Origin of the sequence: Actinotalea solisilvae (genome assembly GCF_016464425.1) — a bacterium.
GTDB lineage: Bacteria > Actinomycetota > Actinomycetes > Actinomycetales > Cellulomonadaceae > Actinotalea > Actinotalea solisilvae.
In genome coordinates this window covers 1-21,302 of record NZ_JADDKQ010000021.1, presented here as the reverse complement: position 1 = coordinate 21,302, position 21,302 = coordinate 1, and the positions used below count along the sequence as shown (strand labels likewise).

Genomic DNA, 21,302 nt, shown 5'->3' with positions numbered 1-21,302 from the left:
TCGGCCGTGGTCAGCCTGCGGCCGACGAGGCGAGCGCGACGGCGGCGAAGTGGCAGCCGAACCCCACGACCGTGAGCACGTGGAAGATCTCGTGGAACCCGAACCAGCGCGGGCTCGGGTTCGGGCGCTTGGTGCCGTACACGACGGCGCCGACGGTGTAGGCGAGGCCGCCGAGCGCGACGAGCCAGACGATCGCGGGGCCGTGCGTGCTCTGCCAGAACTGCGGCATGAACCCGACGGACACCCAGCCGAGCGCGATGTACACGGGCACGTAGAGCCAGCGCGGTGCGTCGAGCCAGAAGACGCGCGCGAGCGTCCCGAGGATCGCCCCGGTCCACGACACGACGAGGAGCAGGCGGGCGAGCCCGGGCTCGAGGAGGAGGACGGCGAGCGGCGTCCCGGTCCCGGCGATGATGAGGAAGATGTTGGTGTGGTCCAGCCGGCGCAGCACGGCGGCCACGCGCGGGGACCACGTGCCGCGGTGGTAGACGGCGGACGTGCCGAAGAGCAGCACGGCGCTGAGCCCGAAGACGGCGGTCGAGATCCGCGCGGCCGGCGTCGGTGCGAGGAGCACGAGCACTGCCGCGCCGACGACGGCGATCGGCGCGGTCCCCGCGTGGATCCACCCCCGCAGGCGGGGCTTGACGGCGTCGGCCAGGTCGGCGGCCATCGGTCTCCTTCAACGGTGCGTCCGGTCGGACGGGTGCGGTCGCGGGTACGGCGGCCCGGGGTGCCGCGGGGCAACCTACGCGATCGTAGGTTACTCCGCCGTAGGTACCGTTCGCCGGGACCGCGCGCGGACGTCCCGCGAAGGCCCCGCGGCGCGCTGTACCGTGACGTCGACGCTACGCCCCAGGGCCGTGGCGCGCCCCAGCCCGCCGGACGTCGAGGAGCAGCATGCGACTGCCGCACCCTCTCTACGGGCTCTACGAGCGGCGCCTGGCGGCGTCCCTCCCGCGCGACGCCGTCCCGCGCCACATCGGCGTCATCCTCGACGGCAACCGCCGGTGGGCGCGCAGCCTGGGCGAGGGCGCGGCGCACGGCCACCGGCGCGGCGCGGACAAGATCTCCGAGCTCCTGCGCTGGTCGGAGGAGGCGGGGGTGGAGGTCGTCACCCTCTGGATGCTCTCGACCGACAACCTGTCCCGTTCGCCCGAGGAGCTCGGGGAGCTCGTCGGGATCATCCAGGAGGCGGTGACGGACCTCGCCGCGACCCGGCGCTGGCGACTGCAGGTGATGGGCGCGCTCGACCTGCTCCCCGCGCCCGCGGCGACCGCGCTCAAGGAGGCGGAGGCGGCCACGGCCGACGTCGTCGGCCTGCACGTCAACGTCGCGGTCGGGTACGGGGGGCGGCGCGAGATCGCCGACGCCGTCCGCTCGCTGCTGCGCGAGCACGCCGGGTCCGGCACGTCGCTCGAGGAGCTCGCGGACGCGTTCGACGTCGAGCACATCGCGGCGCACCTGTACACCAAGGGCCAGCCGGACCCCGACCTCGTCATCCGCACGTCGGGCGAGCAGCGGCTCGGCGGCTTCCTGCTCTGGCAGAGCGCGCACAGCGAGTTCTACTTCTGCGAGGCCTACTGGCCCGACTTCCGCCGCGTCGACTTCCTGCGCGCGCTGCGCTCCTACGCCGCGCGCGAGCGGCGGCTCGGGCGCTGACGGCCCGACCGTCACCTGAGCGGATGACCGGCGTGTGAACACTCGGCGCGCGCGCGTGTCGCGGGCGGCCCGTGCCGGGGGCCGGGCGTAGCGTCCGGCGCATCGGACGACACCCGTCGTCTCCTGGGAGGCCAGCCCATGGAGCACCCGCTCCGGGAGGAGGGCCCGCGACCGGCCCTCGGGCCGGCCGACCGGGCCCGTCCAGCAGGGCGCCGGCTCTCGGCCGGCGTCAGGCAGCCACAACGGCGCTGACCGCGCCGGGAGGAGCTCCCGTGAGCCGTGTGTTCGTGCTCGACACCTCCGTCCTGCTGTCCGACCCGCGTGCGATCCTGCGCTTCGCCGAGCACGACGTCGTGCTCCCCGTCGTCGTGATCACCGAGCTCGAGGCCAAGCGCCACCACGCCGAGCTCGGCTACTTCGCGCGCAGCGCCCTGCGGATGCTCGACGACCTGCGCGTGACCCACGGCAGGCTCGACGAGGCCGTGCCCGTGGGCGACGTCGGCGGCACCCTGCGGGTCGAGCTCAACCACATCGACCCCCAGTGCCTGCCCGCGGGGTTCCGCCTGGGCGACAACGACACGCGCATCCTCGCCGTCGCGAAGAACCTCGCGGACGAGGGCCAGGACGTGACCCTCGTGTCGAAGGACCTGCCGCTGCGCGTCAAGGCCTCGGCCGTGGGCCTCACGGCCGAGGAGTACCGCCACGAGCTCGCGGTCGACTCCGGCTGGACGGGCCTCACGGACCTCCAGGTGGCCGAGCAGCAGATGGCCTCCCTCTGGGAGCACGAGCGCCTCGACCTGGCCGACGTCGACCTCACGGGGCAGGACACCGGCCCGCTGCTCGTCCACACGGGCGCCGTCGTCCACTCGCCACGCGGGTCGGCGCTCGCGCGCGTCACGGCGGACAAGCGCCTGCGGCTCGTCCGCGGGGACCAGGACGTCTTCGGGGTGCACGGTCGCAGCGCCGAGCAGCGGATCGCGATCGACCTCCTGCTCGACGAGGAGATCGGGATCGTCTCGCTCGGCGGGCGTGCGGGGACCGGCAAGTCCGCGCTCGCCCTGTGCGCGGGCCTCGAGGCGGTGCTCGAGCGGCGCCAGCACCGCAAGGTCATGGTCTTCCGCCCGCTGTACGCCGTGGGCGGCCAGGACCTCGGCTACCTGCCGGGCTCCGAGGCCGAGAAGATGGGGCCCTGGGCCCAGGCGGTCTTCGACACGCTCGGCGCGCTCGTGTCGCAGGAGGTCGTCGAGGAGGTCATGGACCGCGGCATGCTCGAGGTCCTGCCGCTCACCCACATCCGCGGGCGCTCGCTGCACGACGCGTTCGTCATCGTCGACGAGGCGCAGTCGCTCGAGCGCAACGTGCTGCTCACGGTGCTGTCGCGGATCGGCCAGAGCTCACGCGTCGTCCTCACGCACGACGTCGCGCAGCGCGACAACCTGCGCGTCGGCCGGCACGACGGCGTCGCGGCGGTCATCGAGGCGCTCAAGGGCCACCCGCTCTTCGCGCACGTGACCCTCACGCGCTCCGAGCGCTCGCCCGTCGCCGCCCTGGTCACCGAGCTCCTCGAGGGCATCGAGGTCTGACCCCCACCTCCCCCGAGCCCCACCCTCGCCGAGACGACGGTTCGCGCGGCGTGTCCGGGCGGCACGCCGACCGGAGTCGTCATCTCGGCGAGGGGGTGGGGCGGCAGGGCCGGGTGGGGCGGGGCGGTCAGGGCTGCGGGGGGCGGGTCATCGACATGACGTCGAGCGCCTCGTCGAGCTGGGGCTCGGTGACCTCGCCGCGCTCGACGAAGCCGAGGTCGACGACGGCCTGGCGCACCGTCACGCCGTGCGCGACGGCGTGCTTGGCGACCTTCGCCGCGGCCTCGTAGCCGATCGCGCGGTTGAGCGGCGTGACGATCGACGGGGACGACTCCGCGTACGCGCGCGCCCGCTCCTCGTTCGCGACGATGCCGTCGACCGTGCGGTCCGCGAGCAGGCGCGACGCGTTGGCGAGGAGCCGCACCGACTCGAGCACCCCCAGCGCGATGACGGGGATCTGCACGTTGAGCTCGAACGAGCCGCTCGCGCCGGCCCAGGCGACCGTCGCGTCGTTGCCGACCACGCGCGCGGCCACCATGAGCACGGCCTCGGGCACCACGGGGTTGACCTTGCCCGGCATGATCGACGAGCCCGGCTGCAGGTCGGGCAGGAAGATCTCGCCGAGCCCCGTGTTCGGGCCCGAGCCCATCCAGCGCAGGTCGTTGCAGATCTTCGTGAGGCTCACGGCGATGGTGCGCAGCGCACCCGACAGCTCGACGAGCCCGTCGCGCGCGCTCTGGGCCTCGAAGTGGTCGCGCGCCTCGGTGAGCGGCAGGCCCGTGTCCTCGCGGAGCAGCGCGATGACGCGCTGCGGGAAGCCCGCCGGCGTGTTGATGCCCGTCCCCACGGCGGTGCCGCCGAGCGGGACCTCGGCCACGCGGGGGAGCGCGGCCTGCAGGCGCTCGACGCCGTAGCGCACGGCCGCCGCGTACCCACCGAACTCCTGGCCGAGCGTCACGGGCGTGGCGTCCATGAGGTGCGTCCGGCCGGACTTCACGACGTGCGCGAACGCCTCGGCCTTGCGCTCGAGCGCGGCCGCGAGGTGCTCCAGCGCGGGCACGAGGTCGCCGACGACGCCCGCGGTGGCCGCGACGTGCACCGACGTGGGGAACACGTCGTTGGAGGACTGGGATGCGTTGACGTGGTCGTTCGGGTGCACCGGGCGGCCGAGGTGCTGCGTCGCGAGCGTGGCGAGGACCTCGTTGGTGTTCATGTTCGAGGACGTGCCCGAGCCGGTCTGGAAGACGTCGACCGGGAACTGGTCGTCGCGCGCGCCCGAGGCGACGTCGTCGGCGGCCGCGACGATCGCGTCGGCGACGTCCTGCTCGAGGACGCCCAGCTCGGCGTTCGCGCGCGCGGCGGCCTTCTTGATCCGGGCGAGCGCCTCGATGTGCCCGCGCTCGAGCCGCGTCCCCGAGATGGGGAAGTTCTCGACGGCGCGCTGGGTCTGCGCGCGGTACAGCGCGTCGGCGGGGACGAGGACGTCGCCCATCGTGTCGTGCTCGACGCGGAAGCCGGCGGGGACGCCGGTGGTGCTCGTCGTGCCGGTGCTGCCCGCGCCCGCTGCGTCTGTGGTGGCCTGGGCTCCGGTGCCCACGGTGGTGTCGGTCATGGTGGCCATCCTCCCACCGGGCGCGCCGTGATCCGGAGCGCCCGGGCACCGCCCCCGCGCCGCCCGAGACGACGCCGGTCAGGCCTCGATGGGCCCACGCGCCTCGACGAGCCGGACGCGCCCCTCGGCGAGGGCGTACTCGAGACCCACGATCGCGCAGCGGCCCTCCGCGACCGCGGTGCTCAGCCCGGCCGAGTAGCTCTGGAGCATCCGGACCGTGTGCCGCACGTGCTCCCGGCCGAGGTCCGCCGCCGACGGGGCCAGGCGCGGGGCGGTCGGGTCGTGCGCGCCCTCGTCCGTCGGGTCCGGCAGGGCGACGATGCTCGGGATCACCCGGTCGACGACCGCGCGCACGAAGCCGGACGGCATGCGGCCCGTGGCGAGCGCGTCGGCCGCGGCACCCACCGCACCGCACGAGTCGTGGCCGAGCACGATGACGAGCGGCGCGTGGAGGATGTCGACGCCGTACTCGATGGAGCCGATGACGGTCGTGTCGACCACGTGGCCCGCGGTGCGCACCACGAAGAGGTCGCCCAGGCCCCGGTCGAAGATGATCTCGGCCGCGACCCGGGAGTCGGAGCACCCGAACACCACCGCGAACGGGTCCTGGTTGGTGCTCACGTCGGCCCGGCGCGCGGCGTCCTGCGACGGGTGCTGCATCTCGCCGCGGACGAACCGGTCGTTGCCCTCGAGCAGCGACGTCCAGGCCTGCGCGGGTGTGGGTCGGTTCGGCATGCCGCCATCCTGGCAAACGGCCCGGCGTGGTGGCGGGCGTGCCCACATGCCGACGCTCAGATGCCGAACAACCCGATGACGACGGACATCACGAGGACGGTGACGAGCTCGTGGGCCACCGTCAGCAGCGTGAGCCGCCCCGGGCGCCCCTCGAACGCGTCGTGCGTCGCGATCCGGGCCGCGGTGAAGCCCGCCCACAGGAACAGGCCGGTGACGAGGGCGTCGACGAGGAAGGTCCCGTCGTAGAACTCGTGCGCGATCGACGTCGCGCCCGCGAGCACCCACGCGGTCACGAAGCTCACGACGACGGTGAGCAGGATCGGCCGCAGGCCCGCGGCCTCGGCCTTGGCGCGGTCGACGCGAGCCGCCTCCATCCACCAGGTGCCGAAGACCTTCGGCGTGTACCAGATCGAGCCGACGACCAGGGTCGACAGCGTCGCGACCAGCACGGCCCAGATGTTGACGTCGGGGACCACGGCCACCTCCGGTGCGTCGCGCGAGCTCGGTGTGCGCGTCATCGTCCTCCGGCGGCCGAGGACCGTCCAGCACGGCGCGCGAGGTCCGTGCGGCGGGAGTGCGGCGCCGGCGGGCGTAGGCGGCCCGGGTGACGCGGCCGCCGGAAGGTCACGACGAGGTCACGGTGGCGGGTACCGTCGGGGCGTGGCTCGTGCGGACCGGTGGCGGCTCGCGGCGGGCGGCGCCGTCGCGGTCGCCGTCGTCGCGTCCTGCGGCGCGGCCTCGAGCCCCTTCGAGCCCGCCTTCGCGGCCATCCCCCTCTACTCCGAGGGCGTCGTCCTCGACGCGTCGGGCCACCCCGAGCTCGTGCTCGTCGGCGACACGGCGTCGAGCCACCCCGCGCAGCAGGCGCGTCAGGACGCGTGGCTCGCGGAGGGCACGGTCCCCGGCCCGGAGCGCTACGCGCCGCTCGCCGAGCAGGCCCTGCGCGACCTCGACGCGCTCGTGCTGCCCGGCGGGGCCGCGGTCGCCGCCGCGAGCCCGGGGTGGCGCTACGTCTGGCCCCGGGACGCGTCCTTCACGGCCGTCGCGCTCGCACGCACCGGCCACACCGACGACGCGCACGAGATCCTGACCTACCTGCGCGACATGCAGGCCGAGCGATCGACCGACGGCGTCTTCGAGGCGCGCTACCTGCCCGACGGCCAGGGCGACGTGCCCGACGACCGCGGCCCCCAGCTCGACGGCAACGGCTGGGTGCTCTGGGCGGTCGCCGAGTGGTACGCCGCGGCCGAGCCGGGCCGCGCCCGCACGGCCGGGCTCGAGGAGCTGCGCCCGCTCGTCGAGCGCTCGCTCGCCGCGATCGCCGACCACGTCGACGCCGAGTCGGGCCTCCCCGGCGTCTTCCCCGACTACTGGGAGGTCCACGAGCGGGTCCCCACGCTCGGCACCGCGGCGCCGCTGCTCGCGGGCGTGCGCGCGTCCGACGACGTCGTCGCGGCGCTCGACCTCGAGCCGACCGACGACCTCGAGGCCCTCCTCGCCCGCGGGGTCGAGCAGTTCGCCCCGGCCTACCCGCGCCGGCTCGGCGGGCAGCAGCAGGACACGGCTGTCGCCTTCCTCATGCCGCCGTTCGCCCCGGCGGACCCCGAGGTCACGGCGGCGTGGCAGGCGGCGTCGGCGTCGATGGTGCGGCCCGCGGGCGGGCTAGCGCCGGGCGCGGGCTGGAAGCGCGACGGCGTGTCCTGGACCCCCACGACGGCGGTGTTCGGGCTCACCGCGGCGGCGTCGGGCGACGTGGCTGCGGCCACGGCGACCCTCGACTGGCTCGACGCGCACCGGACCGCGGAGGGCGCGCTGCCCGAGAAGGTCCTCTGGGACGGCAGCCCGTCGGCGGTCGCACCCCTCGCCTGGACGGCGTCCCTGGTCCTCCTGACGCTCGACGAGCTCGACCGCCAGGACGGCGGCGCGGGCGGCGGGGTCTCGGTCGGCGTCGGCGGAGGGGCCGGCTGAGCGAGCGCATGGTCCGCCCGGTCCGCCCGGTGCGCGCCGGCGTCTGCCGCTGCGCCCGGGCGTGGCCGCCTCGCTCAGCGGTCCTCGAGCTCCGCGGCGGTCGGCGGGTTGGCGCCCGCGCGGCTCACGGTGATCGCGGCGATCTCGGCGCAGCGCGCGAGCACCGACCGGAGCGTGACCTCGTCGGCCTCGCGCAGCGCGGTGCGGCGGTCGGCGCCGAGCAGCCCGGCCGACCACAGCCCGTCGACGAGCCCCGCCATGAACGAGTCGCCGGCGCCGACGGTGTCCGCGACCGTGACGCGCGGCGCCGCGACGTCGAGCTCGTACGCGGCCGTGAGCGCCGTCGCTCCTTCGCCGCCGCGCGTCACGACGACGACGGCGGGACCGCTCGCCGCCCACCGGCGGGCGACCTCGAGCGGGTGGGTGCCCGGCTCGAGCCACGTGAGGTCCTCGTCGGAGACCTTGACCACGTCGGCGAGCGCGACGAGGGCCTCGACGACGGGGCGCGTCACCTCGGGCGGGGGCATGAGGGACGGGCGCAGGTTCGGGTCGTACGTGAGGGTCGCCGAGTCGCGGTGCGCGGCGAGGATGTTCGCGACGTCGGGCCCGCCGGGCTCGAGGACGGCGGCGATCGACCCGGTGTGCACGACGAGCGGCACGGCGGGCGGCGACGCCCACTTGGCGGGCACGTGCCACGACAGGTCGAACTCGTAGGTCGCGACGCCGTCGGCGTCCAGGACGGCCGTCGCCACGGACGTCCGGTCCGCCGTGTCGCTCCCGGGAGCGATCGCGACGCCGGACGCCTCGAGGTGCCGGCGCAGGAGCGCGCCGTGCGCGTCGTCGCCGAACCAGGTGAGCAGGTCCACCTCGCGCCCGAGGCGGCCGAGTCCGAGCGCCACGTTCGCCGGGCTGCCGCCCGGGTGCTCCTCGCCCGAGCCGTCCGCGCGGCGCACGACGTCGATGAGCGCCTCCCCGATGACGAGGGCGCGCCGCTCGGCCGGCTCCGACGCGACCACGACGTCCTCCTCGGGCACGGGCGTGAGGGCGCCCTGCGTGACGTCCTGCTCGACGAGTCCCGCAGGGGCGGCGGCCGAGCCGCCGACGACGTCGGGTGCGGGGGTGGTGGAGTCCGTCATCGCAGGTCCTCGTCGTCGGAGTGGTCGCTGTCGCTGTCGCTGTCGCTGTCGCTGTCGTCGCCGTCGGGCGTGGCGCCGCCCCCGGTGCCGGACCCTCCCGGCGCGGCGGCGGTCCCGGTGCGGGTCGCGTCGAGCCGCTCCCGCGCACCGTCGAGCCACTCCTGGCACCGGGCGGCGAGCGCCTCGCCGCGCTCCCAGAGCTCGAGGGACGCCTCGAGCGTCTCGCCGCCCGCCTCGAGGCGCTGGACCACGGAGACCAGCTCGTCGCGGGCCTGCTCGTAGCTGAGACCGGCGACGGGCCGGGGCGTGGTGGGGGAGGGCACGGGCCAAGTAAACCGTGCAGCCGCGTCCTCGGTGTGCTCGGTGCTCACCCGGTGGTGCCGTCGGCCGCGGACGGCGCCGGGGCCGGGCCGGGCCTGCTCCTCCTCCGCGAGGCTGTCGTGGGCCGGTCGGGGGCGGGCGTCGCCGTCGTGGCAGCAGGCCGGGCACCGCCCGCAGGGCCACCGCCGTGCTCGGTCACGCGCGCGGCGAGCTCGCCGTGCGCGACACGGAGCCGCAGGTCGGCACCCGGGGCGGCGTCCTCGGGGGACCGGACGACCGCGCCGTCGTCCGCGCGCTGCACCACCGCGTAGCCGCGGGCGAGGGTCGCGGCGGGGGACAGCGCGCGCACCTGCACCGCGAGCCGCTCGACGTCGGCGTCGGCGGTCCGCAGGGCGTCGTCGAGCGCGCGCGACGCGGCGGCGCGCAGCCTCGTGACCGCGTCGTGGCGTCCCTCGAGCATGGCCTCGGGGCGCGCGAGGCACGGGCGCGACCGCACCGCGGCGAGGCGGTCGGACTCGCGGTGCAGCATCCCGGTGAGCGCCGCGCGGAGCCGGGTGCGCGCCACCTGGACCTTGTGCCTCTCCTCGCGCACGTCGGGCACGATGCGCTTGGCGGCGTCGGTCGGCGTCGACGCCCGGACGTCGGCGACGAGGTCCAGCAGGGGAGCGTCCGTCTCGTGGCCGATCGCGCTGACGAGCGGCGTCCGGCAGCCGGCGACCGCGCGGACGAGCGCCTCGTTGCTGAAGGGCAGGAGGTCCTCGACCGACCCTCCGCCGCGCGCGACGACGATGACGTCGACGTCGGAGCGCGCGTCGAGCTCGGCGATCGCCGCCCCGACCTCGGGGACGGCGCGCAGGCCCTGCACGGCGACCTCGCGGATCTCGAAGCGCACCTGGGGCCAGCGCGCCCGGGCGTTGACGACGACGTCGTGCTCGGCCTTCGACTCCCGGCCGCACACGAGCCCCACGACGCGGGGGAGGAACGGCAGCGGTCGCTTGCGTGCGGCGTCGAACAGGCCCTCGGCAGCCAGGAGCCGGCGCAGGTGCTCGATCCGCGCGAGCAGGTCGCCGAGGCCGACGGCGCGGATCTCGTCGGCCTCCATCTGCAGCGTGCCGCGCTTGGCCCAGAACCGCGGCGTCACGTGGACGACGACGTGCGCGCCCTCGCTGATGGTGCTCGCCGCGGCGTCGAGGACGCGCGTGTGGAGGCTGACCGGCAGGGAGATGTCCGCGTCGGTGTCGCGCAGCGTGAGGAACGCGAGCGACGCCCCCGGGCGCCGGTTGAGCTGCACGACCTGACCCTCGACCCACACGCCCGGCATGCGGTGCACGTACTCGCCGATGCGGGCGGAGAGGTGGCGCACCGGCCACGGCCGCGCCGGCGTCGTCTCGAGCGCCCGAGCCGGGAGCGGCTGCCGCACGGCGGTCCCGGCCACGGCTCGGGTCTCGGTCGGATCGCTCACGGGTCCACCCTGCCACCCCGGACCGACGCCCCGGCCTCCCGCCCGGTGCGCGGGCCCCGGGGCGGGCGTGCCGACGCCCCGGCCTCCCGCCCGGTGCGCGGGCCCAGGGCCGGCGTGCCGACGCCCCCGCCTCCCGCCCGGTGCGTGGGCCCAGGGCCGGCCGTCCGCCTGCTCGACGCGCCTGTCCTCCCCGTTGCGCTCTCAGCGCAGCGGACTCGCCCGGGCCGGTCGGCGCGCGACGGTTTCGTAGACTGGGCGCGTGACCTCCACCCTGCCCGACGCCAAGCGCGTGCTCCTCGCCGCCCCCCGCGGCTACTGCGCCGGCGTCGACCGGGCCGTGATCGCCGTCGAGAAGGCGCTCGAGCACTACGGCGCCCCCGTCTACGTGCGCAAGGAGATCGTCCACAACAAGTACGTCGTCGAGACGCTGTCCGAGCGCGGCGCGGTGTTCGTCGACGAGACGGACGAGGTGCCCGAGGGCGCGCGCGTCGTGTTCTCCGCCCACGGCGTCTCGCCGGCCGTCCACGCCGCCGCGGCCGCCCGGTCGCTCCAGACGATCGACGCCACCTGCCCCCTCGTCACCAAGGTGCACAAGGAGGCCGTCCGCTTCGCGAGCGACGACTTCGACATCCTCCTCATCGGGCACGACGGCCACGAGGAGGTCGAGGGCACGGCGGGCGAGGCACCCGACCACATCCAGGTCGTCAACTCGCCCGACGACGTCGACCACGTCGTCGTCCGGGACCCCGACAAGGTCGTGTGGCTCTCGCAGACGACGCTCTCGGTCGACGAGACGATGGAGACCGTCCGCCGCCTGCGCGAGCGGTTCCCGTCGCTGCAGGACCCGCCCAGCGACGACATCTGCTACGCGACGCAGAACCGTCAGGTCGCGGTGAAGAAGCTCGCCCCGTCGTGCGACGTCGTCATCGTCGTCGGCTCGGCCAACTCGTCGAACTCGGTCCGCCTCGTCGAGGTCGCCCTCGATGCCGGCGCTCGGGCCTCCTACCGCATCGACCGCGCGGCCGAGATCGACCCCGCCTGGCTCGACGGCGCGACGACGGTCGGTGTGACCTCCGGCGCGTCGGTGCCCGAGATCCTGGTGCGCGACGTCCTCGACCGCCTCGCCGACGCCGGCTTCGGCGACGTCGAGGAGGTCCGCACCGCGACCGAGGACCTCATGTTCTCGCTGCCCCGCGAGCTCCGTGCCGACCTCAAGGCCGCCGGCCAGGCGCCCGCCCGCCCGACGCGCGGCCCGCGCCGCGCGATCGCTGTCGAGCCCGTCTGACGTCGCGCGGCGCGTCGCCCCACAGGCGGCGCCGTGACACGCCTGGAGCCCGCGCTCACCGCGCTCGGGTGGTCTCGCCCCACGGGCGTCGTCCACGCGGGGGGGAGTCGTCGAACGTCACGACCCTTGGTCGCAGCGCCGCGACGGGTCCCGGCTGGTCTCACCCCGCCGCGTCGTCCACGTCGGGGGAGTCGTCGAACGTCACGACCCTCGGTCGCAGCGCCGCGACGAGCTCGGGAGCCTGGACCTGGCGGGTCGTGCGGTCCACCTGGGGCGGCGTCTCGAGGTCGTCGTCGGTCACCCTGAGGTCCGCGAGCCGGCGGGCGCTGACGAGCACGCGTGACTCCAGCGAGCTCACGGCGTCGTTGTACGCCCGGACCGACCCGTCGAGCTGTCGACCCAGCCGCGTCACGTGCCCGCTGAGTGTCGCGAGCCGCCCGTGCAGCTCACGCCCGAGGGTGAGCACCTCCTGTGCGTTGGCGGCGAGCGCCTCCTGCCGCCAGCCGTAGGCGATGCTGCGCAGCAGCGCGACGAGCGTCATGGGCGTCGCCAGGACGACGTCGCGCTCCATCGCGTACTCGTAGAGCGAGGGGTCCACCTCGAGCGCGGCATGGAGGAACGGCTCGGCCGGCACGAACATCACGACGAACTCGGGGGCGGCCGGGACGTGCGCCCAGTACCGCTTCCCCGCGAGGTCGTCGACGTGCTTGCGCAGGTGCCGGGCGTGCGCGGCCATGCGCTCGCGCCTCACCGCGTCGTCGGTGGCCTGCACCGCGTCGAGGTAGCCGAGGAACGCGACCTTCGCGTCGACCACCACGTGCTTGCCGCCCCCGAGCCGGACGACGAGGTCCGGTCGCTGCAGACCGTCGTCCGTGCGGACGGACGACTGCTCGACGAAGTCGACGTGCTCGAGCATGCCGGCCGCCTCGACGACCCGGCGCAGCTGCAGCTCTCCCCAGCGTCCGCGGACCTGGGAGGAGCGCAGGGCCGTGACGAGCTGGCTCGTCTCGCCCCGCAGCAGCTCGGAGGTCTCGCGCATCGCCCGCACCTGCTCCGCGAGCGCCGCGCTGCCGGCGGCGCGGTCCTGCTCGGACGTGCTGATCTGCGCGCGGATCTGGTCGAGGACGTCGCCGATCGGCTCGACGAGCGCCCGCACCGCACGCTCCCGCTGGTGGAGCTCGCCCACGTGCACCTGGTGGCTCGCGGCCAGGCGCTGGTCGGCGAGCGCGAGGAACTGCTCGTTGTTCGAGGCCAGCGCGTCGGCGGCGAGCGTGCGGAAGTGCTCGTCGAGGCGCTCGCGCTCCCGCTCGACCAGCTGCGCGCGCTCGAGCGCGAGCGTCCGCTCGGCCGCGAGGTCGGCGCGCGCACGTGCCAGGCCGGCTTCGGCACGCGCCACCCGGTGCGCGGCGCGCTGCGACGCGACGAGCGCACCCACGACGAGCCCGAGGACGAGCGTGACGACGGCGATCATGTCCATGGCGTCACCGTCCCAGGCCCCGCCGACACGAGCGCCTCGGCGCTGCCGGTGGCGGTTCGTGCCGGCGGAGCGACGCCCTCGGGTTCCTGTCGACCTGACGGCCCCATCGTGACGTCCTCGCCGCCTCGCGCCTCGGCGACGACGCGGCCGCCGGGATCGGTGAACCGGTACGACACTCGCCGGTCGTGATCGGGCGGTCCCTCGCGCGCGATCGTCAGGTCCCGACGGTGGACCTCGTGGTGGTGGAAGGTGCACAGGAGCACACCGTTCTCGACGGACGTCACGCCGCCGTCGCGGTCCCACCAGCGCATGTGGTGCACCTCGCTCCACCGCGCCTGCCCGTCACAACCCGGCCAGCCGCACCCGCGGTCGCGCGCGACCACCGCGCGCCGCTGTGCCCCGGTATAGGTGCGCGCCGTCCGTCCGAGGTCGAGCGGCACGCCGTCGGAGTCCATGACGATGCGCGTCAGCGCGCAGTCGCAGAGCGCTCGCGCGACCTCGCTCATCGGCACGGGGGTGCCGTCGTCCAGGGTGACCGGCTCGAGGGAGACGTCCCCGTGCTCCGTCCTCGTACCTTCCGCCGTGCCGGTCGCGGAGGCCGCCGTGCGCCGCGCGCGATCCGCGCGAATGCCGGCCCACGTCCGGTCGCTCAGGTGGAACGACACGTGCGGCCGGACCGCCGCCCCGCTCTGCGTGCCGGGGTCGGCGAGCACGGCCCCGGCCAGCACCTCGAGCGCGTCAGCGCGACGCTGCTCCGACGTCCGCTCGTCGTCGGCCGCGGGTCGTGGCGTGACGGCCTCGAGCGCGAGCCGGAGCCGGTGGCCCGCCATGCGGTCCAGCAGCCCGTTGACGCGTGTTCCGTCCGCCCCGTCGGTCACGTGCAGGTAGCGCGCGGCGCGCTGGGCTTGGTGCGACCGCTCGAGCCCGCGCGGGTCCAGCCGTGCCGCGATCCGGGCGGCAGCCCGCCCGAACGTCCCCGCGTCGACTCGCCGGGCGACGGCCAGCAGCTCGGCCTGCGCCTCGGGCGTCGCGAGCGCTGCACGGACCGGGGGCGCAGCGCCCGCGACCACGCGTCCGACCGCGTCGAGGTGATCGGGCGTGACGACGCCGTCGTGTGCCGCTTCCCCAAGCCGAGGGAGGTGGTCGGCAGCGTCAGCCTGCCGCAGCTGCGCGAGCACGGGGCGCACGCCGCTGCGCGACGTGCGCGCGCGCCAGGCCTCGAACGTCGGGTCGCCGTGGCCCCGCCAGGTGCCCGCGCGCCGCTCAGCGACCAGGACGCGCCCCCGCGCGGCGGAGAGCGTCCCGATCGCCTGGTCGACGGATCGCAGGAGTGCCGCGCGCTCGCTTGCGGTGAGCCGCGCCGCGCCGTCAGCCAGCGCCGAGAGGTGGGCGACCGCACGCTCGAGCGTGGCGGTGGCGGAGCCCGAGGCGAAGGGAGCGCCGGGCTGACGCGCGGGGGCCTCAGAGGGCGTCGGCGCGGGGAGCGCGTCGAGCAGCGCCACGACCACACACCCCCTGCCGATCTCGAACTGATGTTCGAACCCTACCGGCGACCTCCGACACGTCACGGTCGTCCACAGCCTGGGCCGGGATGAGGGGCGGCCGCTGCACGGCCCCCCGTCGACGTGCGCGGACGCACCCGCCGCCCTCGTCGCCACCGCGCGGCGGACGCACCCGCCGGACCCGGTCACCTCCGCCGCGCGGACCGCTCGTCTCCCCGCCGCCCGTAGACTCGTCGCCCGTGGCTCTCACCATCGGCATCGTCGGCCTGCCCAACGTCGGCAAGTCCACCCTCTTCAACGCGCTGACCCGCAACCAGGTCCTGGCGGCGAACTACCCGTTCGCGACGATCGAGCCGAACATCGGCGTCGTGCCCCTGCCCGACCCGCGCCTGCAGACGCTCTCGGAGATCTTCGGCAGCGAGCGGATCGTCCCCGCCGTGGTCTCGTTCGTCGACATCGCCGGCATCGTCCGCGGCGCGAGCGAGGGCGAGGGCCTGGGCAACAAGTTCCTGGCCAACATCCGCGAGGCGGACGCGATCTGCCAGGTCGTCCGTGTCTTCGCCGACAGCGACGTCGTGCACGTCGAGGGCCGCATCGACCCCGCGGACGACATCGAGACGATCAACACCGAGCTCGTCCTCGCGGACCTGCAGACGGTCGAGCGGGCGATCCCGCGCCTGGAGAAGGAGGTACGCGGCAAGAAGACGGACGCCGCCGTCCTCACCGCCGCCCAGCGCGCCCAGGAGGTCCTCGCCGAGGGCACGACGCTCTTCGCCGCGCAGGACCGCCTCGCCAAGGCGGGCGTCGACCCGGCCGCGCTGCGTGAGCTCCAGCTCCTCACGACCAAGCCGTTCATCTACGTCTTCAACACCGACGACGCGGGCCTCGCGGACGAGTCCATGAAGGCCAAGCTCGCCGAGCTCGTGGCGCCCGCCGACTGCGTCTTCCTCGACGCGAAGCTCGAGTCCGAGCTCGTCGAGCTCGACCCCGAGGACGCGGCCGAGATGCTCGCCGAGTCGGGCCAGGAGGAGGCGGGCCTCGACCAGCTCGCACGCGTCGGCTTCCACACGCTGGGCCTGCAGACCTACCTCACGGCGGGGCCGAAGGAGGCGCGCGCCTGGACGATCCGCACCGGGTGGACGGCCCCCCAGGCCGCGGGCGTCATCCACACCGACTTCGAGCGCGGATTCATCAAGGCCGAGGTCATCTCGTTCGGCGACCTCGTCGACGCCGGCTCGATCGCCGCGGCCCGCGCCGCGGGCAAGGCGCGCATCGAGGGCAAGGACTACGTCATGGCCGACGGCGACGTGGTGGAGTTCCGCTTCAACGTCTGATCCGCCCGGTCCTGGACGTCCGACCGGGTCGGTCCACCGCCGACCCGGCACCGGCCACGGTCACAGCAGGCGCGCCAGCCGCGCCTTCCGTCGGTTCTCGCGCACGATCCAGGCGACGTCCCGGTCCGAGGAGCTCGCCAGCGCGAGGAATCGCGGCAGCCCTCGCTCCGGGTCGCCCGCCACGGCGACGCTCCAGCAGTACCCGAGCCCTTGGCGCAGCACCCGCACGTCGGACCGACGGCGCTCCGCGGGCGGTCGGGCGGCCAACGACGTCGTCAGACGGTCGCAGAGGTCCACGGCCGCCCGCGCCACGTCCGGCACGTGGAGCAGTCGCGGCTCGCAGACGCCCGCCACGGCGGCCCGCTGGACCAGCGGGTCGGGGTCACCGGCCCAGGTCGCGCACAGCCTGAGGAGCCTCACCGGGTCGCCGTCGCCGAGTCGCTGCAGGGCCATCGCCACTGCCTCATGCACCCGCCAGCGGGCGTCGCCCGCGTGCCCGTGGAGCCGCCGCTCGACGTCCTCGCCCGCGCCGTCGGCGAGCAGCCGGCCCAGCCCGACGACGCCGCAGAGCACGAGGTACTCGTCCCCGGTGGCGATGAGGGCGTCGATGCTGGGCGGGTCGGCCAGCTCCGCCATGACCTGCGCGAGCTCGAGGTTCGCCCGAGGGCCCGGGAGGCCCGAGTGCTCCGTCAGGTACGCCGGACGACGATCGACCGGAAGGCTCAGCAGCGCGTCGCGGTACTCCTGCGCGCGCGTCACGACGGGGCGCCCCCTCCGGCCGGCGGCGGATGGGCGCCCGTCGCGGACCGCCGTGGGGCGGGCAGGAGGGCTGCGCGGGCCGTCACTCGTCCTCCTCGGTGCGCCGGCTCGATGGGCCCCTCGACGATCTCCTGCACCGTCCGGCGTCTCCAGGGCCGCACGTCCTGTGTCTCGGCCGGGACCGGTCCCGCCCGGAGCGGGCAATGCCCGTGCGCCCGGGGCGACGTCGTCCGTACCCTCGCCCCGTGCCCGACGCCGCCTTCGCCGACCCGCGCCTCGCGCCGCTCTACGACCCGCTCGACCCGGACCGCAGCGACCTCGACCACTACGCGACCCTCGTCGACGAGCTCGGCGCCCGCACGGTGCTCGACGTCGGCTGCGGCACCGGGACGTTCGCGTGCCTGCTCGCGTCGCGCGGGCTCGACGTCGTCGGCGTCGACCCGGCCCGGGCGTCGCTCGACGTCGCACGCGGCAAGCCCTGCGCCGACGCGGTGACGTGGATCGAGGGTGACGCCACGACGCTGCCGCCCCTCGCGGTCGACCTCGCCACGATGACGGGCAACGTCGCGCAGGTGTTCGTCACGGACGAGGCGTGGGCGGCCACGCTCGCGGGCGTCGCGCGCGCGGTCCGGCCCGGCGGTCACCTCGTGCTCGAGACCCGCGTGCCCGAGCGGCGCGCCTGGCTCGAGTGGGACCGTGCGCACACCCACGACGTCACCGAGCTCGACGGCGTGGGCCGGGTCGAGACGTGGACCGAGGTCACGGAGGTCCGGGACGACGTCGTCTCCTTCCGCTCGACGTACGTGCTCGGACCGGCGCACGAGGTCCTGACCTCGGACTCCACCCTCCGCTTCCGCTCCCTCGCGCAGGTGACGGCCTCGCTCGGGGCCGCGGGCCTCGACGTCGTGGACGTGCGCGAGGCGCCGGACCGACCGGGTCGCGAGCACGTCGTCGTCGCGCGCCGGCGCCCGGACCGGGCGGCGTCGTGACCGGCGGCGTGCGCGGAGGCACCGGGGTCACGCTCGTCCCGCTCGACGCGCGCGGCGGGGACCGGGACGCCCTGGTCGCCTTCCTCGCGGGCCACGCCTTCCCGTTCCACACGACGCCCCGCGTCACGCCCGACGTCGCGCGTGAGCGGGTCGACGCCGGCCGCTTCGACGGCCCGGACCACGCCGCGTGGTGGGTGACGACGCCGGACCGCGGCCGTGTCGGGCTCGCCGTCCTCTCCGACCTGACCGACGGCGGGCCGATGGTCGACCTGCGTCTCGCCGAGGAGCACCGTGGTGCCCGCCTCGCCGCACCCGCTCTGCGCGCGCTGGCCGACGTCACCTTCCGGACGCTGCCCGACGTCCGTCGCCTCGAGGGCACGACCCGTGAGGACAACCTCGCGATGCGCCGCGCGTTCGTCCGGGCCGGCTTCGTCCAGGAGGCGTTCCACCGCGAGGCGTGGCCGCGGCACGACGGCGGTCCGCTCGGCGCGGCCGGCTACGCGCTCCTGCGTTCCGACTGGGAGAGCGGCACGGCCACCCCGGTGCCCGCGCTCGAGCGCGCGCCCGGCCCGCGGGACCTCGTCGAGGACCTCGCGCTGCCCCTGACGACGCAGCGCCTCGTCCTCCGCCTGCCGACCACGGCCGACGTCGACGCCGTCCTCGCCTACCGGTCCCTCGACGACGTCGTGCGCTACCTCTACCAGGACGCCTGGACCCGGCCGGTCGCCGAGTCGAGGCTCGCGGCGTGGTCACGCCCGCGGTTCTCGACGACCGACGACGCCGTGGTCCTGCTGGTCGAGCGTCGGGACGAGCCGGGCGTGCTCGGCGAGGTCGTGCTCATCTCGCGCGGCTGGGCGGCCGGCCAGGTCGAGGTCGGGTACGCGCTGGCGCCGCACGCGTGGGGGCGCGGGTACGCGACGGAGGCCGTCGCCGCCGTCGTCGGCCTCGCGTTCGGGCACCTGGGCGCACACCGGGTCTTCGCCCGGCTGGACGAGCGCAACGTCGCGTCGGCAGCCCTGTGCGCACGCCTGGGGCTGCGGCGCGAGGCTCGGCTCGTGGAGAACGACCTCCTCGGCGGTGCGTTCAGCACCGAGCTGGTCTACGCGGCGCTGCGCGAGGAATGGCGAGGCGCGGGCGCGTGAGGTCTCGCGGGGTCGCGACCGGCGGGACCGACGGCGACCGCAGCAGCGCCCCGGAGCGCGCCGGGCGAGGGCCCGGTCTCATCCATCGAAGTTCTTGACCCCGACGTGCTACCGCCCGGCGGACGGGTGAACCACGGGCGATCTCCGCACCGGGACGCAGTCGGGACGACGGGATCCGTCGCGGGAGCGCATCCGCAGCGCGGAGGCGGTCGGCAGTCCGGCGCGCGTGCGTTCCAGGATCCGAGACGTACTAGCCAGTATCGAATGTGTAACGATCACTGCCCGGGTTCGTCACGTGTCCCATATGCCGGAAAATCGAGTTGTACAGTCGCCCGCATCCATGGTGGATGCCCTGGAACGCTCGTGCTGCCGGTTCTCCGGACGCCGCGGCGCCCGCGGCCTCGCACCGCATCCTTGTCAGGAGGAACAGTGAGAATCAGGCGAATCGGCGCCGCCGGCGCTCTCGTCGCATCCGGCGCCCTGGTGCTGTCTGCGTGCGCGACGCCCACCCAGTCCGCGATCGAGGAGGACACCCGCCTCACGGTCGGCTGGAACCAGCCCTTCTACTCGTACAACGAGTCGACGTCGAACGGGAACGCGACCGCCAACGCGGTCATCAAGTACCTCACGGTCGGGTCGTTCCAGTACTACAACGACGTGCCCGAGCTGGTGAAGGACGAGAGCTACGGCACCATCGAGAAGCTCTCCGACGACCCGCTGACGGTGAAGTACACGATCGCCGAGGACACCCAGTGGTCCGACGAGGTCCCCGTCGACGCCGCTGACCTCCTGCTCCAGTGGGTCGCCGACTCCGCCGTCTACAACGAGGGCGAGGTCGAGTACGACGAGGAGACCGGCGCGATCATCGAGCACGAGAACCTCTACTTCGACGCCGCGGCCATCGGTGGCGGCCTGTCGAACGTGACCGAGGTCCCCGAGGTCGGTGACGACGGCAAGTCGATCACGCTCGTCTACGACGCCCCGTTCGTCGACTGGGAGATCGCCCTCGCCGCCCCGACCGTCCCGGCGCACGTCGTCGCCCAGAAGGCGCTCGACATCGAGGACGCGGAGGAGGCCAAGGAGGCGCTCATCACCGCGATCCAGGACGGCGACACCGAGACCCTCAAGCCGATCGCCGACATCTGGAACTCGGCATTCGACTTCACGGACCTCCCGGACGACCCGAGCCTGTACCTCGCGTCCGGCCCGTACGTCATCTCCGAGCTCTCGGCCGACGACGCGTACATCACGCTGACGGCCAACGAGAACTACACGGGTGACCTCGAGCCCAAGGTCGAGACCATCACGGTCCGCTACAACGAGGACCCGATGGCCCAGGTCCAGGCGCTCCAGAACGGCGAGCTCGACATCATCAACCCGCAGGCGACCGCGGACGTCATCACGGCGCTCGAGGGCGTCGACGGCGTCACGGTGTCGACGGGTGTCGAGGCGACGTACGAGCACCTCGACCTCACGTACAACAACGGCGGCCCGTTCGACCCGGCCACCTACGGCGGTGACGAGGAGAAGGCCCGCCTCGTGCGCCAGGCGTTCCTGCTCGCGATCCCGCGCCAGGAGGTCATCGACAAGATCATCAAGCCGCTGAACCCCGACGCGGAGATCCGCAACTCGCAGACGCGCGTGCCCGGCTCGCCCGGCTACGACGACATCGTCGCCTCGAACGGCTCGGACATGTACGCCGAGGTCGACATCGAGGGCGCCAAGGCGCTCCTGGCCGAGGCCGGCGTCACGACGCCGATCGACGTCACGATGCTCTACGGCAAGTCCAACGCCCGCCGCGCGGCCGAGTACCAGCTGTTCGCGGAGTCCGTCGGCGACGCCGGCTTCAACCTCATCGACGGTGGCGACGACAACTGGGGCTCGCTGCTCGGCAGCGGCACCTACGACGTGGCGCTCTTCGGCTGGCAGTCCACCTCGCTGGGCATCAGCGAGTCGGCGGCCAACTTCCGCTCGGACGGCGGCAACAACCTGACCGGCTACTCCAGCGAGAAGGTCGACGCCCTGTACGACGAGCTCGAGGCGACCTTCGACGAGGAGGAGCAGCTGCGCATCCTCGGCGACGTCGAGAAGGAGCTGTGGGCGGACGGCTACGGCGTCACGATCTTCCAGTTCCCGGGTGTCGTCGCGAACCGTGACACGGTCTCGGGCGTGAAGAACGGCGTCCTGTCGCCGAGCGTGTTCTGGAACTTCTGGGAGTGGGACCCGAGCGAGAGCGCGGTCCAGGAGTCCGAGGAGGGCTGACCCTCCCCAGGGGCGGCTGAGGCTGCTCCGACCGCATCACCGGGGGGGGGGGGGGCCCGGGGCCCCGCCCCCCCCC

The 21,302-nt window shown here is 74.7% G+C and carries 18 protein-coding genes; 8 read left to right on the top strand and 10 right to left on the bottom strand.

The annotated features are described in order from the left end of the window. Positions 1–10: 10 nt before the first annotated feature. Complete coding sequence (gene trhA, locus JIG38_RS16150; protein WP_199424848.1) at positions 11–670, bottom strand: PAQR family membrane homeostasis protein TrhA; 660 nt, start codon at positions 668–670, stop codon at positions 11–13. A 227-nt stretch (positions 671–897) separates the two neighbouring features. Here trhA and JIG38_RS16145 point away from each other — a divergent pair, with 227 nt between their 5' ends. Together JIG38_RS16145 and phoH2 are read left to right on the top strand one after the other, a co-directional pair. Beyond that, positions 898–1,659 carry an isoprenyl transferase gene (locus JIG38_RS16145; protein WP_199424847.1) on the top strand — a complete coding sequence of 254 codons (762 nt, stop codon included), beginning with the start codon at positions 898–900 and terminating at the stop codon, positions 1,657–1,659. Between the two features lie 272 nt (positions 1,660–1,931). After that, complete coding sequence (gene phoH2 / locus JIG38_RS16140; protein WP_199424846.1) at positions 1,932–3,242, top strand: RNA 5'-3' helicase PhoH2; 1,311 nt, start codon at positions 1,932–1,934, stop codon at positions 3,240–3,242. Between the two features lie 127 nt (positions 3,243–3,369). On the opposite strand, the gene JIG38_RS16135 is transcribed toward phoH2, so the two are convergent. From JIG38_RS16135 to JIG38_RS16125, 3 genes are all read right to left on the bottom strand, one after another. Then, positions 3,370–4,854, bottom strand: a complete 1,485-nt coding sequence (locus tag JIG38_RS16135) for a class II fumarate hydratase (protein ID WP_199424845.1) — start codon at positions 4,852–4,854, stop codon at positions 3,370–3,372. Between the two features lie 78 nt (positions 4,855–4,932). Next, a complete protein-coding gene (locus JIG38_RS16130; RefSeq protein WP_199424844.1) occupies positions 4,933–5,589 on the bottom strand; it encodes a carbonic anhydrase in 657 nt (218 codons plus the stop codon). A gap of 56 nt (positions 5,590–5,645) precedes the next feature. Beyond that, positions 5,646–6,065, bottom strand: coding sequence for a DUF1761 domain-containing protein (locus JIG38_RS16125; RefSeq protein ID WP_199424908.1), 420 nt, complete (start codon positions 6,063–6,065; stop codon positions 5,646–5,648). A gap of 184 nt (positions 6,066–6,249) precedes the next feature. Here JIG38_RS16125 and JIG38_RS16120 point away from each other — a divergent pair, with 184 nt between their 5' ends. Then, positions 6,250–7,557 carry a glycoside hydrolase family 15 protein gene (locus tag JIG38_RS16120; protein WP_199424843.1) on the top strand — a complete coding sequence of 436 codons (1,308 nt, stop codon included), beginning with the start codon at positions 6,250–6,252 and terminating at the stop codon, positions 7,555–7,557. 74 nt (positions 7,558–7,631) lie between these two features. Here JIG38_RS16120 and JIG38_RS16115 read toward each other — a convergent pair whose 3' ends face one another. Genes JIG38_RS16115 through xseA form a run of 3 tightly spaced genes read right to left on the bottom strand, consistent with a single transcriptional unit; the run spans position 7,632 to position 10,476 of the window. After that, positions 7,632–8,693 (bottom strand): carbohydrate kinase family protein, encoded by a 1,062-nt coding sequence (locus JIG38_RS16115; protein ID WP_199424842.1) that lies wholly within the window; start codon positions 8,691–8,693, stop codon positions 7,632–7,634. Beyond that, positions 8,690–9,016: an exodeoxyribonuclease VII small subunit gene (locus JIG38_RS20385; protein ID WP_307844986.1), complete on the bottom strand. Its 327-nt coding sequence runs from the start codon at positions 9,014–9,016 to the stop codon at positions 8,690–8,692. The genes JIG38_RS16115 and JIG38_RS20385 overlap by 4 nt, the downstream gene beginning before the upstream one ends. A 44-nt stretch (positions 9,017–9,060) precedes the next feature. Then, on the bottom strand, positions 9,061–10,476 hold the full coding sequence (gene xseA / locus JIG38_RS16105; RefSeq protein WP_199424841.1) for an exodeoxyribonuclease VII large subunit: 1,416 nt from the start codon (positions 10,474–10,476) through the stop codon (positions 9,061–9,063). 259 nt (positions 10,477–10,735) lie between these two features. Here xseA and JIG38_RS16100 point away from each other — a divergent pair, with 259 nt between their 5' ends. Then, entirely contained in the window at positions 10,736–11,761 is a 1,026-nt protein-coding gene (locus JIG38_RS16100) for a 4-hydroxy-3-methylbut-2-enyl diphosphate reductase (RefSeq protein WP_199424840.1), read from the top strand. 160 nt (positions 11,762–11,921) lie between these two features. On the opposite strand, the gene JIG38_RS16095 is transcribed toward JIG38_RS16100, so the two are convergent. Further along, entirely contained in the window at positions 11,922–13,238 is a 1,317-nt protein-coding gene (locus JIG38_RS16095) for a DNA recombination protein RmuC (RefSeq protein WP_199424839.1), read from the bottom strand. Beyond that, entirely contained in the window at positions 13,229–14,740 is a 1,512-nt protein-coding gene (locus JIG38_RS16090; RefSeq protein ID WP_199424838.1) for an HNH endonuclease signature motif containing protein, read from the bottom strand. The genes JIG38_RS16095 and JIG38_RS16090 overlap by 10 nt, the downstream gene beginning before the upstream one ends. A 239-nt stretch (positions 14,741–14,979) precedes the next feature. Between JIG38_RS16090 and ychF the strand changes: the two genes are divergently transcribed. Beyond that, a complete protein-coding gene (gene ychF / locus JIG38_RS16085) occupies positions 14,980–16,074 on the top strand; it encodes a redox-regulated ATPase YchF (protein ID WP_199424837.1) in 1,095 nt (364 codons plus the stop codon). Between the two features lie 60 nt (positions 16,075–16,134). Here ychF and JIG38_RS16080 read toward each other — a convergent pair whose 3' ends face one another. After that, a complete protein-coding gene (locus JIG38_RS16080) occupies positions 16,135–16,833 on the bottom strand; it encodes a HEAT repeat domain-containing protein (protein WP_199424836.1) in 699 nt (232 codons plus the stop codon). 245 nt (positions 16,834–17,078) lie between these two features. Between JIG38_RS16080 and JIG38_RS16075 the strand changes: the two genes are divergently transcribed. The 3 genes from JIG38_RS16075 to JIG38_RS16065 all read left to right on the top strand — a co-directional run bounded on the left by JIG38_RS16075 (position 17,079) and on the right by JIG38_RS16065 (position 21,226). Continuing rightward, complete coding sequence (locus tag JIG38_RS16075; RefSeq protein WP_199424835.1) at positions 17,079–17,822, top strand: class I SAM-dependent methyltransferase; 744 nt, start codon at positions 17,079–17,081, stop codon at positions 17,820–17,822. Between the two features lie 8 nt (positions 17,823–17,830). Beyond that, entirely contained in the window at positions 17,831–18,964 is a 1,134-nt protein-coding gene (locus tag JIG38_RS16070; RefSeq protein ID WP_307844985.1) for a GNAT family N-acetyltransferase, read from the top strand. 429 nt (positions 18,965–19,393) lie between these two features. Next, positions 19,394–21,226, top strand: coding sequence for an ABC transporter family substrate-binding protein (locus JIG38_RS16065; RefSeq protein ID WP_307844984.1), 1,833 nt, complete (start codon positions 19,394–19,396; stop codon positions 21,224–21,226). The last annotated feature ends 76 nt before the right edge of the window (positions 21,227–21,302 follow it).

Excerpts from the sequence above, each read along its gene's own strand:
- JIG38_RS16095 (WP_199424839.1), bottom strand. The coding sequence starts at position 13,238 with ATGGACATGATCGCCGTCGTCACGCTCGTCCTCGGGCTCGTCGTGGGT.
- JIG38_RS16145 (WP_199424847.1), top strand. The coding sequence starts at position 898 with ATGCGACTGCCGCACCCTCTCTACGGGCTCTACGAGCGGCGCCTGGCG.
- JIG38_RS16135 (WP_199424845.1), bottom strand. The coding sequence starts at position 4,854 with ATGACCGACACCACCGTGGGCACCGGAGCCCAGGCCACCACAGACGCA.
- JIG38_RS16115 (WP_199424842.1), bottom strand. The coding sequence starts at position 8,693 with ATGACGGACTCCACCACCCCCGCACCCGACGTCGTCGGCGGCTCGGCC.
- trhA (WP_199424848.1), bottom strand. The coding sequence starts at position 670 with ATGGCCGCCGACCTGGCCGACGCCGTCAAGCCCCGCCTGCGGGGGTGG.
- JIG38_RS16130 (WP_199424844.1), bottom strand. The coding sequence starts at position 5,589 with ATGCCGAACCGACCCACACCCGCGCAGGCCTGGACGTCGCTGCTCGAG.